Annotated in this window: 15 protein-coding genes; 11 read left to right on the forward strand and 4 right to left on the reverse strand. The window is 39.5% G+C overall.

Features of this window, described 5'->3' with window-relative positions; translation table 11 throughout:
- Nucleotides 1-17: 17 nt before the first annotated feature.
- The gene (locus tag AC1M84_RS11980; protein WP_035265353.1) at nucleotides 18-1658 is read right to left on the reverse strand and encodes an acyl-CoA synthetase; all 1641 of its coding nucleotides are present in this window, start codon (nucleotides 1656-1658) and stop codon (nucleotides 18-20) included.
- A 264-nt stretch (nucleotides 1659-1922) separates the two neighbouring features.
- On the opposite strand from AC1M84_RS11980, the gene AC1M84_RS11985 reads away from it, so the two are divergent.
- The 3 genes from AC1M84_RS11985 to AC1M84_RS11995 are packed head-to-tail and all read left to right on the forward strand — an operon-like array spanning nucleotide 1923 to nucleotide 6154.
- Nucleotides 1923-3665 (forward strand): neutral/alkaline non-lysosomal ceramidase N-terminal domain-containing protein, encoded by a 1743-nt coding sequence (locus AC1M84_RS11985; RefSeq protein WP_481595063.1) that lies wholly within the window; start codon nucleotides 1923-1925, stop codon nucleotides 3663-3665.
- Nucleotides 3662-4951: a D-arabinono-1,4-lactone oxidase gene (locus AC1M84_RS11990; protein WP_481595064.1), complete on the forward strand. Its 1290-nt coding sequence runs from the start codon at nucleotides 3662-3664 to the stop codon at nucleotides 4949-4951. Before AC1M84_RS11985 ends, AC1M84_RS11990 begins: the two co-directional genes overlap by 4 nt.
- A 3-nt stretch (nucleotides 4952-4954) precedes the next feature.
- Nucleotides 4955-6154 carry an alanine racemase gene (locus AC1M84_RS11995; protein WP_035265356.1) on the forward strand — a complete coding sequence of 400 codons (1200 nt, stop codon included), beginning with the start codon at nucleotides 4955-4957 and terminating at the stop codon, nucleotides 6152-6154.
- A 56-nt stretch (nucleotides 6155-6210) separates the two neighbouring features.
- Here AC1M84_RS11995 and AC1M84_RS12000 read toward each other — a convergent pair whose 3' ends face one another.
- Nucleotides 6211-7830: a glutamate synthase-related protein gene (locus AC1M84_RS12000; RefSeq protein ID WP_035265359.1), complete on the reverse strand. Its 1620-nt coding sequence runs from the start codon at nucleotides 7828-7830 to the stop codon at nucleotides 6211-6213.
- Between the two features lie 325 nt (nucleotides 7831-8155).
- On the opposite strand from AC1M84_RS12000, the gene thrS reads away from it, so the two are divergent.
- Nucleotides 8156-10078, forward strand: coding sequence for a threonine--tRNA ligase (thrS, locus tag AC1M84_RS12005; protein ID WP_092768341.1), 1923 nt, complete (start codon nucleotides 8156-8158; stop codon nucleotides 10076-10078).
- A 5-nt stretch (nucleotides 10079-10083) separates the two neighbouring features.
- Nucleotides 10084-10635, forward strand: a complete 552-nt coding sequence (gene infC / locus AC1M84_RS12010) for a translation initiation factor IF-3 (RefSeq protein WP_081403231.1) — start codon at nucleotides 10084-10086, stop codon at nucleotides 10633-10635.
- Between the two features lie 459 nt (nucleotides 10636-11094).
- Here the strand turns inward: infC and AC1M84_RS12015 are convergent, their stop codons facing one another.
- Complete coding sequence (locus AC1M84_RS12015; protein WP_481595065.1) at nucleotides 11095-11565, reverse strand: Hsp20 family protein; 471 nt, start codon at nucleotides 11563-11565, stop codon at nucleotides 11095-11097.
- A gap of 280 nt (nucleotides 11566-11845) precedes the next feature.
- Between AC1M84_RS12015 and AC1M84_RS12020 the strand changes: the two genes are divergently transcribed.
- The 6 genes from AC1M84_RS12020 (at nucleotide 11846) to AC1M84_RS12045 (ending at nucleotide 14605) form a co-directional block, all read left to right on the forward strand.
- Nucleotides 11846-12463 (forward strand): glutathione S-transferase family protein, encoded by a 618-nt coding sequence (locus tag AC1M84_RS12020; protein WP_481595066.1) that lies wholly within the window; start codon nucleotides 11846-11848, stop codon nucleotides 12461-12463.
- Nucleotides 12464-12535: 72 nt separating this feature from the next.
- Nucleotides 12536-12835, forward strand: coding sequence for a hypothetical protein (locus AC1M84_RS12025; RefSeq protein WP_092768345.1), 300 nt, complete (start codon nucleotides 12536-12538; stop codon nucleotides 12833-12835).
- On the forward strand, nucleotides 12832-13257 hold the full coding sequence (locus AC1M84_RS12030) for a YqaA family protein (RefSeq protein ID WP_481591523.1): 426 nt from the start codon (nucleotides 12832-12834) through the stop codon (nucleotides 13255-13257). The genes AC1M84_RS12025 and AC1M84_RS12030 overlap by 4 nt, the downstream gene beginning before the upstream one ends.
- Nucleotides 13258-13415: 158 nt before the next feature.
- Nucleotides 13416-13610, forward strand: a complete 195-nt coding sequence (rpmI, locus tag AC1M84_RS12035; RefSeq protein WP_004278281.1) for a 50S ribosomal protein L35 — start codon at nucleotides 13416-13418, stop codon at nucleotides 13608-13610.
- An 11-nt stretch (nucleotides 13611-13621) separates the two neighbouring features.
- On the forward strand, nucleotides 13622-13981 hold the full coding sequence (rplT, locus tag AC1M84_RS12040) for a 50S ribosomal protein L20 (protein WP_004867327.1): 360 nt from the start codon (nucleotides 13622-13624) through the stop codon (nucleotides 13979-13981).
- An 84-nt stretch (nucleotides 13982-14065) separates the two neighbouring features.
- On the forward strand, nucleotides 14066-14605 hold the full coding sequence (locus AC1M84_RS12045) for a P-loop NTPase family protein (RefSeq protein WP_481593335.1): 540 nt from the start codon (nucleotides 14066-14068) through the stop codon (nucleotides 14603-14605).
- On the opposite strand, the gene AC1M84_RS12050 is transcribed toward AC1M84_RS12045, so the two are convergent.
- Nucleotides 14590-15615, reverse strand: a complete 1026-nt coding sequence (locus AC1M84_RS12050) for a hypothetical protein (RefSeq protein WP_481588721.1) — start codon at nucleotides 15613-15615, stop codon at nucleotides 14590-14592. The genes AC1M84_RS12045 and AC1M84_RS12050 overlap by 16 nt on opposite strands.
- Nucleotides 15616-15630: the final 15 nt, after the last annotated feature.

Below are 15630 nucleotides of genomic sequence, written 5' to 3' on the forward strand. Positions count from 1 at the left end.
TCTTAGATGCTTAATATTTAGAGTGCAGCACGATCTTTTGCCCAATCTCGCAACACAAACTTTTGCAGTTTACCTGTTGAAGTTTTAGGGATTTCAGTAATCACTACGTCTTTAGGTACCTTGAATCGAGCAAGATGTTGTTTGCAGTATTCAATGATTTCTTCAGGTGTAGCTTGTTGCCCTTGCTTCAATTCAATAAATGCGCATGGAACTTCTTGCCAACGTGGATCAGGTTTTGCAACAACTGCAGCTGTCAGCACGGCAGGGTGTTGATACAGTACTTCTTCCACTTCAAGTGAAGAAATATTTTCACCACCAGAAATAATCACATCTTTCGAGCGATCTGTGATTTTGGCATAACCATCAGGCTGGCATACGGCAAGATCGCCAGTATGGAACCATCCACCAGCAAATGCTTCAGCGGTGGCTTCAGGATTCTTCAAGTACCCTTTCATGACAATGTTGCCACGGAACATAATTTCCCCCATGGTCTGACCATCATTCGGTACAGGCAGCATCGTTTCAGGATCTAGTACTTTCATCCCATCTTGAAGTGGATAAGGTACACCTTGACGTGAATGTAGTTGAGCTTGTTCTTGGATGCTTAAATCACTCCAGCCTGCTTGCGAAGCACATAGCGCTGATGGTCCATAGGTTTCAGTGAGACCATAGACGTGGGTAACATTGATTCCTAGATTTCGCATACCTTCAATAATGGCAGCTGGTGGCGCTGCACCAGCAACCATCACTTCAACTCGATGATTAATTTCGCGTTGTTGCTCTTTTGGTGTGTTGATCAACATGGACAATACAATTGGTGCACCGCAGAAGTAATCGACTTGATGATCCGCGATCAATTGATAGATCTGTGCTGGATCAACTTTTCGAAGACAAACATTTGTGCCACCGTTGGCGGCCATGGTCCAAGCGAAACACCATCCATTACAATGGAACAGAGGCAAAGTCCATAAATAGGTGGCACGGGGTGTCATACCACAAGCAATGATATTACTTGCTGCATTAATATAAGCCCCACGATGATGATAGACCACACCTTTTGGATTCCCAGTTGTGCCTGAGGTGTAGTTTAAGCTGATGGCATCCCATTCATCCTGTGGTAATTGCCACTCAAACTCAGGATTACCTTGTGAAAGCCAAGATTCATACTCAATTTTTCCAATACGGGGCGCTTGTTCATTGAATTCATATTCAGTATCTGCAACATCGATAACATAAATGTCCTGAGGAACTTGTGCTAAAGCTTCCTGTGCTAATTCTGAGAATTCAGGGTCAACTAAAAGTACTTTTGATTCAGCATGTTCAAGCATAAATGCGAGTGTTTTTGCATCTAGGCGCGTATTTAATGTATTGAGTACAGCGCCTGCCATAGGCACTGCAAAATGCGCTTCGATCATGGCTGGAATATTTGGAAGTAATACTGATACAGTATCATTTTTCTGAATACCAAGCTTTTGCAGCTGATCGGCAAATTGACGGCAACGTTGGTACTTTTCTTTCCAGCTAATCCGGCGTGTACCATGAATAATTGCATCTTGCTGAGGGTAGATGTAGGCCGCACGCTCTAAATATCTGAGTGGAGAAAGGGCAACAAAATTTGCCGGCGTTCTAGGTAGTTCGTCATACGGACTTAAATTCATTTTAGTATCCATCTTCATTTTTATAATCCTGAGTAAAAGATAAGCAAAAAAGAAACGGAATACATTTATCCTTTAGTCGAGCAAACGTGACATTTTGTCAATTAGGCGAAAATTCATATTTTTTAATTTCAATTTATTGCGTTTTATTCGTGAAGTTGGTGATATTTATTTGTGCTGATTAATGTAATTGATCTAGAAATAGGGTAAATTTTAAACAGATTTTAAGTTTCAAAATCGAATAATAAAAGCAAAAGGATTTTGCATATGTATATTGTTGGGTGGGGGAAAGATGAAATTAACATCGAACCCAAAGGCTATGCCATGTTTGGCTATGGGATGTGGCATCACCGTGCCTATAAAAAAAGAACTGCGCTGTATGCGAGAACAGTGACCATTCAAAAAGATCGAGATGCTCCATTAATTTTATGTTGTCTAGATTTTGGCTGTATTACTTCAGCAATTCGAATTACTGTAATCCAACGCTTGAATGAAACGTTGAGCGATCGTTTCGATCCACATCGTTTGGTTCTAATGGCAACGCATACCCATTCAGGTCCAGGCGGTTGTGGTTATGAAGCTCTTTATAATATGCCGACACCAGGATTTGTGCCTGAGCACCTTGATGCAGTTGTGGATGCTGTGCAATCCAGTATTCAACAGGCATTATCCAATCGCGATTTTACAGAGATTCGGTTAGCGACAATTGACATTCCTGAGCAAGTCCCTGTGGCATGGAATCGCTCGATAAAAGCGTATAATCGAAATCTCGATACTGCATTCGTCGGTGAATCTGAAGCTTACAAAGCAATCAATCGACAAATGCAAGTCCTTGGCTTTTATCGTGGGGAAAAGCTTCATTCTCTGTTGTCACTGTTTGGTGTGCATGCGACATGTTTGGGCAATCAATTAGACGCTCATGATGGTGATAATAAAGGCTATGCCGCAACACTTTCGGAAGAGACCTTAAGTGCTGCTGGGGTGGATGGACCAGTTTGTATATTTGCGCAAGCAACAGCAGGCGATGTGTCACCACACTTCCATGGAAAGAATCAGACTAAGATCAGAAAAAAGATAAAAGGAGAAGCAGAATACATCTATGCGAGAAACAATGGTCGTATACAGAGTGAGTATGCTTTAGCCGCTTTACTTGAGCAACAGAATCAAAACATCCAATATCAAGATTTGGATGCAGTACTCGAGTATGTTGATATGGCAAATACTGTGGCTGATCCAGAGTTTTCAGGTGGATATAGCAATGCGATAACAAGCCAAGCTTGTCATGGGACAGCATTTATTGCGGGCACACCAGTCGATGGTGTGGGTGCTGCAAAGCCATTGATCATGGCTATGAATTTACTTTCAAAACAATTCAAACGAAGTAAATTGAATTCAAAAGATCCAGCGGAAAGTGCTTATTATCAGAAGCTTTATCATGCTCAAGGACCCAAAAATATTATTTTTGAATCGGGTCAGCATCGGATATTAGGAAAAAAATTAGGTTCACTTCCTGGTGTTTTAGATCCACTCATTGCTGAAATGAATGCTCAAGTTCACGCTGGCGCAATTCAAGAGAGCGATTTAGTGCCACATATTGTGCCAATTCAGCTCATTCGAATCGGTCAACTTTTTTTGGTATGTGCTCCCGGAGAGTTTACAACAACTTCAGGTAAGCGCGTATTAAATACCATTCAGAAAAGTGTATTACCGACATTTCCTAACGCAAAAATTTGGTTTGCATCTTATTGTAATGACTATATGGGCTATGTCACGACATTCGAAGAATATCAAGAACAAGCCTATGAAGGTGGACACACTTTATTTGGTCAATGGACTTTGGCAGCTTTTCAAACCTATTTTAAACATTTGGCTAAACAGATTTGTTTGCCACCTGAACAACGTCAATTATCAAATTGCGTACCTAAAGCAGTACCTCAAAAAGAATTAGAGAAAAGAACCAATCGGGGAAATGTTCAAACCGCCGTTGCACAAAAGGAGTTGGCAACATGAGTAATCTGACACATCATTATTGGTCTAACTGGTCGGGATATTGCCACTCAAACCCGCAACACATCTTATATCCAGATCAATTACATGAATTACAGGATATTGTGATTCAACATCCTAAAGTTCGTGTGGTTGGTGCAGGGCATTCATTTACTCCTTTGGTAAAAACGGATGCGTCTATTATTTCTTTAGACCGATTTTCAAGTGTCTTAAATGCTGATCAGGCTAAATGCCAAGCGACGTTATGGGCAGGTACTCGACTATTCAATTTAGGCCAGCATCTTGCTCCTTATGAACAGTCGCTTATGAATCAGGGTGATATTGATCAACAAAGTTTAGCTGGTGCTGTGTCTACAGGAACACACGGGACAGGTGCAGCGCTATATTCTATTTCAGGCTATGTAGAAGATTTTGAGCTATTACAGGCAAACGGGGAGTTAATCCAATGCTCCAAGACGGAGAACACTGAAATTTTTCAGGCAGGGAGAGTATCGTTGGGATCACTCGGGATATTAACGAAAATAACCATGCAAAACCGCCCTAGATATAAATTGGAAGAGAAAATTCATTTAGCCCCTGTAGAAGAAAGCCTTGATCAATTTCTCCAATTGATGCACCAACATCGGCATTTGGAGTATTTTATTTTCCCTTTTACAGATCAGTTAATTTTTAAAACACTTGATGTTACAGAGGGTGAGGTGAAGCCAAGAGAAACTTCTTGGCCATCTGAGGATCAACTTTTAACATGGTGTTGTGAAATTTCTAAAAAAGCCCCTTTTTTGACGAAATATCTTCAAAAATTAGTCGGTGTTTTTGTGAAGCCAACAGAATTCATTGATTGGTCGGGTGATATTTTTGCAACACCTCGGAATACCAAATTCAATGAAATGGAATATCAAATTCCAATTGAGAATGGTATTCAATGCATCAAAGAAGTGATTGCAACGTTTAGAAAATATCAAATAAATTCTTTTTTCCCTATCGAATTCCGCGTGGTCAAAGGGGATGATATTTGGCTAAGTCCTTTCTATCAGCAAGACAGTATTTCGATTTCAATCCATCAATATTATAAGCAGTCACCTCAAAAAGTATTTGATCTTATTGAGCCGATTTTTCAAAAATATCGAGGCCGTCCACACTGGGCTAAGATGCATCAACTGTCTCACCAAGAGATTCGAGCTCTTTATCCGAAATGGAATGAATTTATGCAAATCAGAGAAGCGCTCGATCCCCATCGAAAGTTTCTCAATCCCTATCTTGAAAAACTATTACTTGGGCAACATGGATGAGAGATGAATAGTTTTTTTAATCAAATGAATGATGATCTGCGGGCACATGGTTTAGGTCAACCTATGCTCTTGATCGATGAGGATGCATTAAACTTTAATATTGCTTATGTAAAACAGCAGCTAGCTTCAGCAAAGCACTTAAAACCGCGGTTGGTCGTTAAATCTTTGGCTTGTTTGCCTTTGTTAAAAAAGCTAAGTTTCGAATTAGACACCCGACACTTTATGGTGTTCCATATTGATCACTTAGAATTGATGTTCAATCATTTTGATCAAGCTGATTTACTCTTTGGCAAGCCGATGCCAATTCGTGCAGTAGAAAGGTTTTATCAAAACCATCACACGCCAATCCAATGCAAGATACATTGGTTAATTGATTCCTTTGCTCGTTTGCAACAATATCATGCCTTGGCTGATCAACTGGGACTTAGCTTCAATATCAATCTTGAAATTGATGTGGGATTACATCGTGGAGGCGTTCAAAATTCTGCTGAATTTATACAAATGCTCAATTATATTCAGCAGCATCAAAAAACGCTAAATTTGAGTGGCTTAATGGGCTACGATGCGCATGTCACTAAACTACCTAAGGTGGTGAAGCGTGCAGAAACAGCTTATGCTGAATCTCAACATATTTATCAAAATTATCAGCACATCTTAAAGCACCAATTCCCAGATTTAAATCATGCTCAGCTGTGTTTTAACGGAGGAGGAAGTCCAACCTTTAGTTTTCACGTGAAACATAGTGTGTGTAATGATCTGTCATTTGGCTCAATGTTGCTTAAGCCCAGCGATTTTGATTCTGAATATCTTTCTTCACTTAAATCTGCTTTATATATAGCGAGTCCCGTACTGAAAGTTTTAGACCAAGTTTCATTGCCAGGAATGCCTTCATTTAAAAAAATAAAATTCTTTCAGAAGCATCAATCGGTTTTTATCTACGGTGGCTATTGGATGGGTCAATATGTTTATCCAGCAAAATCTCATCCTCATTTATTGTATGGACGAAGCACCAATCAGGAAATGATTTGTGTCGATCGTAAAATTGATATCCATCCTGATGACTATGTAATTATTCGACCGAGCCAGAGTGAGGTGGTCATCCCGCAGTTCAATCGCACGTACCTTTATCGAAAAGAAAATGAGTGGAATTCATCTGATTTGGAAACGAGTAGATTTGAACCTTGGGAAAATTTTAGAGAGTAGTGATTAAAAGAAAAAGGGATGAAGTTAATCATCCCTTTTTAGCATTGGTTTGAAATTTATTGGATACCGCCGTAGTGGATGCCCGTTAATTCACTGATTTCTTTTTTCCAAGTGGTTAAGTCATCCAAATTAAATTTACTTAAATGGTCATGCCCACAAGCACGCGCCATTACCTGCATCAATTCGACTGAAGCATTGAAGAAGTTGGCGAGTTGCTGTGCTGATTTTTCAATTTCGAGTCTTCGACGCAAATGATCTTTTTGTGTTGCAATACCGACAGAGCATTCATTTGTATTACACGCGCGCATTCCCAAACAACCAATTGCCTGCATGGCAGAGTTAGACAGGGCAATGGCATCTGCACCCAGCGCTAAGGCTTTAATAAAATCAGCAGGGACACGTAAGCCACCTGTAATGACCAAACTAATGTCACGACGTCCTAAACGATCTAAATGACGACGTGCCCGTGCTAAAGCAGGAATGGTCGGCACTGAAATATTGTCACGGAATAATGTTGGTGCTGCACCTGTACCACCACCACGACCATCTAAAATAATGTAGTCCACACCTATCGCAATCGCAGCATCAATGTCTTTTTCGATATGCTGTGCAGACAGTTTAAAGCCAATCGGAATGCCACCTGTCTGCTCGCGTATATAGTTTGCAAACTCCTTGTACTGTGAAAGTTCAGTCCAATCCGGAAAGGTTGCGGGAGAAATCGCAGATTGTCCTTCTTCTAAACCACGTACTTCTGCAATTTTTCCGACTACTTTATGCCCGGGTAGATGTCCGCCTGTTCCTGTTTTTGCTGCCTGTCCACCTTTAAAGTGAAAAGCTTGGCATTTTTTTACTTTTTCAATGTCATAGCCAAAACGACCAGAGGCCAACTCGTAAAAATATCGTGAATTCGAGGCTTGTTCATCATCTAACATTCCACCTTCACCAGAACAGATGCCAGTACCTGCCATTTCCGCACCCATTGCCAGTGCAGTTTTTGCTTCTTGAGATAAAGCTCCAAAACTCATGTCGGAAACAAATAATGGAATATTGAGTCTCAATGGTTTTTTTGCATTTGGTCCAATAATCACTTCGCTTGCAACGGGGGCATCATCCAGTAGAGGAGCTTTCCAAAGTTGAGCTGTGACCAGTTGAATATCTTCCCATTTTGGAAGTTTGTCAAAAGGCACACCCATGGCTGCGGTAGGACCATGATGACCGAAATTTTTTAGACCATTTCGAGCTAATTCTAAGATGAATCTATTGTGTGGCTCTTCAGGAGCAGGCTGAGAATCTGCGTAGAGTCCTTGATAACGATTACGGTTGAATTGCTGTGGATTTCTTTTTTCCCAAGCTTCGATTTCTTCTAAGTCAACATAGACATGATCATCATGAATCCAAGCTTTAAATTTTTGCAGATTTTTATTGAGATATCTCGGGTTAATGCCAGTTTTATAGAGGTAATGAGAGCCGTGAAGGCCACATACAATTTTGTCGCCTTGAATATGGGCATCGGACATGAGTGCTCCGCGATGCTGACAACGACCATACATGACTACGACTTTTTCTTCATCATGATCTTCAAGACGAAGAACAACAAGATCCACATTGGCTGCTAAAGCATATGCGGGTTTAAGCGGCTGGAGTGTAGACCAAGCAATTAGTGGGTGAGATTTCATATGACCTGCCTAATGATTTCAGTGGGTTATATTTATTTGTTTAAAAGTATGTTGATCATCTAATAGAAAGTATAAAAGATTATTTTTCTATAATTGGGATAATATTGGTTTAAATATTAGATTGGGAATATATTTTAACTATTTTTGTCACAATTAAAACTGCTATCGCCTAATGCTCGATTAACGGTTTATTAAACAACGTGACACGTGTAAAATCTCTAGCGATTTTATTTATCCACCGTTTTTATCTTTTGAGGTTCGCCTCGATCATAATCTCGCGGTGACATGCTCCATTGTACGGGGCATCACTCCTTAAGGATTTTTTATGCCAATTATTACTTTGCCAAACGGCGATCAAAAACAATTTGATCAAGCTGTCTCTGTCATGGAAGTTGCTCAAAGCATCGGTCCAGGTCTTGCAAAAAATACGGTTGCAGGTCGTGTAAACGGCCATCTAGTTGATGCATGTGACTTAATCACTGATGATGCCACGTTGCAGATCATTACGCCTAAAGATGATGAAGGTGTTGAAATTATTCGTCACTCTTGTGCCCATTTAGTTGGTCACGCAGTGAAGCAGCTTTTCCCCGAAGCAAAGATGGTGATTGGACCTGTCATTGAAGATGGTTTCTATTACGATATCTACAGTGAAAAACCATTTACACCAGATGATATGGCTGCCATCGAAGAGCGTATGAAAAAGCTCATCGATCAAGATTATGATGTCATTAAAAAGATGACACCTCGTGATGAAGTGATCAAAGTATTCACTGAGCGTGGTGAAGATTATAAATTACGCCTCATCGAAGATATGCCAGATGAGACTCAAATGGGTCTTTATTATCATCAAGAATATGTGGATATGTGTCGTGGTCCACACGTACCAAACACTAAATTCTTAAAGTCATTTAAGTTGACGAAGATGTCAGGTGCTTACTGGCGTGGTGATGCGAAAAACGAACAACTTCAACGTATTTATGGTACGGCTTGGGCGGATAAGAAGCAGTTGGCTGCTTATATCAAGCGTATTGAAGAAGCTGAAAAGCGTGACCATCGTAAAATTGGTAAAGCGCTTGATCTGTTCCACATGCAAGAAGAAGCACCAGGCATGGTGTTCTGGCATCCAAATGGCTGGACGATCTATCAAGTTTTAGAACAATACATGCGTAAAGTTCAGCAGGACAATGGTTATCAAGAGATTCGCACACCTCAGGTGGTCGATTTTAGTCTGTGGGAAAAATCAGGACATGCTGCAAACTATGCAGAAAACATGTTTACTACACATTCTGAAAACCGTAACTATGCCGTTAAACCAATGAACTGCCCATGTCATGTTCAAGTGTTTAACCAAGGTTTAAAATCTTACCGTGATTTACCAATTCGTCTTGCTGAATTTGGTTCATGTCACCGTAACGAACCATCGGGTTCATTACATGGGATTATGCGTGTTCGTGGTTTCACCCAAGATGACGCACACATTTTCTGTACAACTGAGCAAATTGGTCAAGAAGTTGCTGACTTTATCAAACTGACTTTAGATGTTTATAAAGATTTCGGTTTTGAAGAAGTGCAAATGAAACTCTCAACACGTCCAGAAAAGCGTGTAGGGGATGATAAGCTTTGGGATGTTGCTGAAAAATCTTTAGCTGACGCACTGGATGCAGCAGGTCTCGCTTGGGATTTACAACCTGGTGAGGGTGCGTTCTACGGTCCTAAAATTGAATTTTCTTTGAAAGATTGTTTAGGTCGTATCTGGCAGTGCGGTACAATCCAATGCGATTTTAACTTGCCATTACGTTTAGATGCATCTTATGTCACTGAAGACAACGATCGTGATCATCCTGTGATGCTTCATCGTGCAATTCTTGGCAGTTTTGAACGTTTTATTGGTATACTTATTGAACACTACGCTGGATTTATGCCACCATGGTTGGCACCAATTCAAGCATGTGTGATGAATATTACCGATTCTCAAGCAGATGCTTGTCAGTCAGTCGTCGCTAAATTGCAAGAAAATGGCATTCGAGCGATTTCAGACTTGAGAAATGAGAAAATCGGCTTTAAGATTCGTGAGCGTACTTTAGAGCGTATTCCATACCTATTGGTGCTTGGGGATCGAGAAGTAGAGGAAGGTACAGTGAATGTACGTACTCGCTCTGGAACAAATTTAGGTACTATGTCTATCGATGCATTCGTTGACTTAGTGAAAGTAGCCGTAGCCGAACGCGGCCGGTATATTGTGGAGTAAGAAAGATTAAACAGCCTGACCGTAACCAACAACAAGGTGCTAAAAGCAATCGTCCTGCATTAAATGATGAGATTCGTGCGAAAGAAGTGCGTCTCGTTGGCGCTGACGGAGAACAAAAAGGCATCGTTTCACTTGCTGAAGCGTTGCGTGCTGCAGAAGAAGTTGATCTTGACCTCGTTGAGATCGTTGCGAATGCAGAGCCGCCTGTTTGTAAAATCATGGATTACAACAAGCATTTATTTGATCTGAAGCAAAAGCAAAAAGATGCTAAGAAAAAGCAGCATCAAGTTCAGGTTAAAGAGATCAAGTTGCGTCCTGGTACAGACGTTGGTGATTACAATGTTAAGTTGCGTGCTATTCTGAAATTCCTTGAAGAAGGCAACAAAGTTAAAATTACTCTACGTTTCCGTGGTCGTGAGATGGCTCACCAACAATTGGGTCTTGCTCAATTACAAAAGATTGAAGCTGATGTGGCTGAAATCGGTGTAGTGGAACAAGCACCAAAAATGGAAGGCCGTCAAATGGGTATGTTACTTGGTCCTAAAAAGAAAAAGTAAAACCGATTTAGAGAAAAAGCCCTGCACATGCAGGGCTTTTTTTATATGTTGATTGAAGGAATATAGGTACACCTGAGTTAGTAAAGAGAGGAACGACTGTAGTTGGGGTATAAATCATCAGTTGAATATTTCCATCAGGCAGTACTTTAGTGAAGTCTAATAAACGTATATTTTAAACTTCTCGAATCATTTTGTGGATTGAGTAAAAAATGTAATTATTTCGACAGGTAAACTCGGACTTATGCATAGAAAATTCTAGATGGATGGTAAAGCTGAATAGGTTTAGAGTGTTTACTGTCTTGAAAGATGACCCAAAAAGGATTTTTTATATTGCACATCAGCACATCAGCACATCAGCACATCAGGAAATTCGTTGCTCAAAGCACCTGTAGATTTGATCTATAAAAAAAGCCGATACTTTTTGCATCGGCTTTTTTGTGACTCATCAACTTCGATGTTTTATTCGACATGAACTGTTTTTTCAGTAGACTCTGTATTTTCTAACAGAAGTTTTTTGCCAATTGGAATTTGTCGAGGTAATTTCTCTTCTGGAATGATACGCTCTAAATCGATCACTAATAAGCCGTTTTCATAATCTGCTTGTTGAACTTCAATATGTTCATCTAAGCGAAGCGATAATTTAAATGAACGACGCGCAATTCCTTTATGAAGATATTCGGTTTGTTCAGATTGAATAGCTTCCGGTTTTCCTGTGATTGAGAGAAGTTGATTTTCAAGACTGATATTTAACTCATCTTGACTAAATCCTGCAGTAGCGACCACGATGCGATATCTGTTCTCACCTTTTTTTTCAATGTTATAAGGTGGGTAGTTTGGAGCATCACTTTGCATTGCGTAATCAATAAAATCGTTTAAACGATCAAAACCAATACTACGACGAAACAATGGATGAAGATTTAAGTTACTCATGATTAAAACCTCCTGAGGTCAGCAAAGTCATAAAAATAAGAATGTTGTTCTGTCATGACTATCATCAACAGAACCAGATGATCATCATAAATCTGGCAAGTTTTTATATAGGTTCAGACCGAAATTTTTCAATAATAAATTCAAAAAATTTTTAAAATATTTTATAAATAATTGATTTTTTATAACTTATAAATAAAAAATTTCTATCCTTGTTGTTTGGTTTGAAATGATTTATGGTGGATAAATCAATCAACAAAGGGCATATGGAGCCTGAACTGTAATGATCGATTTATATTACTGGGGAACACCCAACGGATTAAAAATAACAATTGCACTCGAAGAAATGGCTTTAGATTATCAAATCTATCCAATCAATATATTAGAAAATGATCAGTTCCAAACTGACTTTCTTGCGTTTTCTCCTAATAATAAAATTCCTGCGATAGTTGATCAAAATGGACCGAATAATCAATCGATTTCGATTTTCGAGTCTGGTGCAATACTGCAATATTTAGGACGTAAAACGGGACAATTCTATCCTCAGCACGAAATCGCGAGGATTCAGGTTGAACAATGGTTGATGTGGCAAATGGGTGGTCTAGGACCGATGTTAGGTCAAAATCATCATTTTGCTAAATTTGCTAAAGAGAAAATCCCTTATGCGATCGAGCGCTACATTACAGAAACTAAAAGATTATATGGGGTGCTCAATAAGCAGTTAGTTGGGCAAGACTATGTGGCTGGTGAGTACTCTATTGCGGATATGGCAATTTTCCCTTGGTTGATGCGGCACGAGTGGCAAAGTATTCATTTAGCAGAGTTTCCTGAAGTGGAAGCTTATATTCAACGTATCCAACAGAGACCAGCGGTACAAAAGGCGCTTGCACTACTAAAGTAGATCACGGATTTAAGTGTGCTAAACTCTATACATCTAAACCACCATTTGGTGGTTTTTTTATGGAGAACTGCCATGAAGGATTTTTTTTTAAATTTCAGTAAAATTGTTGAATCTAATTCAAAAGTATACTGGGCAATTATTGCTGGTATTTTACTCTGTGTTGCTTCTTATATCGTCGAAATATTTCATGTGCAAAATATCATTGCAGCAATCGAACCAGATTCTAGGGATCAATTAAAACAGGTGATTCCAGCGATAACGAATAAATATACGGTGCTACGTGCCATCATAGTAGTGTTGGCAATTGCTTGGTCGATAAAAGAATATCGCAAAACGCAGAAACTTTTAGCGGCGAACAAGTCCAGTAAATGAATCTGATTTTATTGTTTTTAAGTGCCTTTGGAGCCGCCACTTTATTGCCCTTACAGTCCGAAGCAGTATTGTTGGGGTCATTTGCTTTAAAACAATTTTCGCCGTGGATGCTTATTTTTGTTGCAAGTGTAGCGAATGTGATGGGTTCATGCGTCAATTGGTGGTTGGGCTTAAAAATAGAGCAGTTTAAAACTAAAAAGTGGTTTCCATTTAAGTCAGATCAAATGATTCGTGCTCAACGGGCTTATCAGCAGTATGGTACATGGTCACTTCTTTTAAGTTGGGTGCCTATCATTGGTGATCCAATCACCTTAATTGCAGGAATTTTGAAAGAAAAATTCTGGAAATTTATCTTCGTGGTGGGTATAGCGAAAACAGGTCGATATCTATTTATCTACTGGGTGTATCTTGGTTTGTTCTAAATTTTCGTAGAGTAAAACTCATCAAGATTAATTTGTCTGAATCAAGATTAACGGTGCTTTTGTTTTGCGCAAAGATGCTATAGAATACTCGCTCCCTTACCTGCAGGTCGTATTGTAATGGTGCAAACGAGCCGAACAGGTGTTCAAAAGAGGTTGTTATGCCTAAGATGAAAACTCGCCGTGGTGCAGCAAAACGCTTCAAAGCGACTGCTAACGGTTTTAAGCGTAAACAAGCGTTCAAACGCCACATTTTGACCAAAAAATCTGCTAAGCGTATTCGTCAATTGCGCGGCTGTGTAATGGTTCACGTAAGTGACGTTGCTTCAGTTCGTCGTATGTGCCCGTACATCTAAGGAGATTATAAATGGCTCGTGTAAAACGTGGTGTACAGGCTCATCGCCGTCACAAAAAAATTCTTGCTCGCGCTAAAGGTTACTATGGTGCTCGTTCACGCGTTTACCGCGTAGCGTTCCAAGCGGTAATCAAAGCAGGTCAATATGCTTACCGTGACCGTCGTCAAAAGAAACGTCAATTCCGTGCTTTATGGATTGCGCGTATCAATGCTGGTGCACGTCAAAATGGTTTGTCGTACAGCCGTATGATCGATGGCTTGAAAAAAGCTCAAGTGATCATCGACCGTCGCGTACTTGCTGACATCGCTATGCATGACGCAGTTGCATTTGCTGCTTTAGCTGAAAAAGCTAAAGGCGCATTAGCTGCTTAATCATCGTAGATGAGAAAAAGACCGCTTTTTAGCGGTCTTTTTTTATTTTCATTGTTTACGACTAAATAAAGCCAAGAGATTAGTATGAATAAAATTATGGTCGTCGGTACAGCAGCATCTGGGAAAACAACCTTTGCACGTAAGTTGGCTGCTCAACTGCAAGTCGATCATATTGAACTTGATAATCTCTTTTGGTTGGATAACTGGACCAAGTCAGCTTCAATACAATTTCAAGAAAAATTTATAAATCGTGTTAGGTCTGTGAATAAGGGCTTCGTGATTGATGGTAATTATTCCCTGATTCAAAATTTAATCTTAAATGAGATCGACACTGTGATGTGGTTGGATTTTTCACTACGCGTAAATCTTTATCGTGTGATTAAGAGGTCGCTATACCGTGTGATTAGCCAAAAGAAAATATGGAAAAATTCTAACAATAGAGAACATTGGGCGAAATTATTAAGTAAAGACTCAATAATATTGTGGGTAGTCCAAACACATGGGAAAAATAGACTTAAATATTTGCAGATGATGAATGCCACTCAATATCATCATATAAAGTGGCTACATTTTCATAAAACTGAACAATTAGATGAATTTTTAAAACATCACAGTCCAAAATAGTAAGCGCAGAAACAGATTATTGCAGTGACTAAAATGAGGGCAAACACATTTGATTTACCTGTTTTAGGTGTGGGTTGGTGAGAACTGGAATCATTGTTGAAAAAGCGTTTTCCATGTTGAGTATGTGTTGAGGCTTCATCCAAAGGGGAGTGAATTTCGGGGCTTTTTAAATGAGCAGTTTTATAGTGATTTGCTACTTTAGTAATGAATTTTGCACTCAGGTCATCTAACTTTTGTTGAAATACCTTCAGTTGTTTTTCTTCCTCAAGAGATTCTTGATGATCTTGCTCCAAAAGCTTTCGTTTTTGAATCTTTAAATGTTGTTCTAGATGCATGAAACGCACTAAGGTTTCATTGGCATAAGGTGCTGCATAATCTTGTGGCAGTAATGGTAAGGCAGCTCCAGCGTTGGAGGGTGATTGATCGTCAGTACCATAAAAGATTGCACCACGTTTAACGGATTCCACCCCTTGTGCTAATGCGCGATCGAACAGCTCATTCTCTGTGTAGTCGTGAATATCATTCCAATTAGGTGCTTGAAGATCTGCCTCAACACGTTTGATATGTTGGGTGGATAGATCAAAACGCCAAAATGTTTCAATTCGTGCAGGGAGTGTTTGATTGTTTGGTATGTCGAAGTCTTGTTCAGAGCTATACCATTCGGCAAGTTCTTTACCACAGATCCATGCTGTTTTTACATTACGGTGATGACTGACAATGAAATGGGGATATGGTAAAAGTTCAACATTTGGATTGGGATTTTTTTCATCGATTAATAAACTTGAGTTATGTAGGCTTAAGCGTGTGACACCCTGACGTTTTAAGCTTTCTAACCAAACTTGGAAGTGTTGTGCCAATAAGTGTTGTGTATTTAAATCTCGAAAAAGGAAATGGTGCTGATTAAAAATCGCATGATTTTTCCAGTGTTGAAAACTTAAATCCTGACTTAAAAACTCATTGCCATAAGTCACGAGTGTGAGCTGTTGTTTCCAAATTTGATCTAATGCCATGACATATCTTCTCAA

This window comes from Acinetobacter sp. 24-47-66, assembly GCF_056779755.1.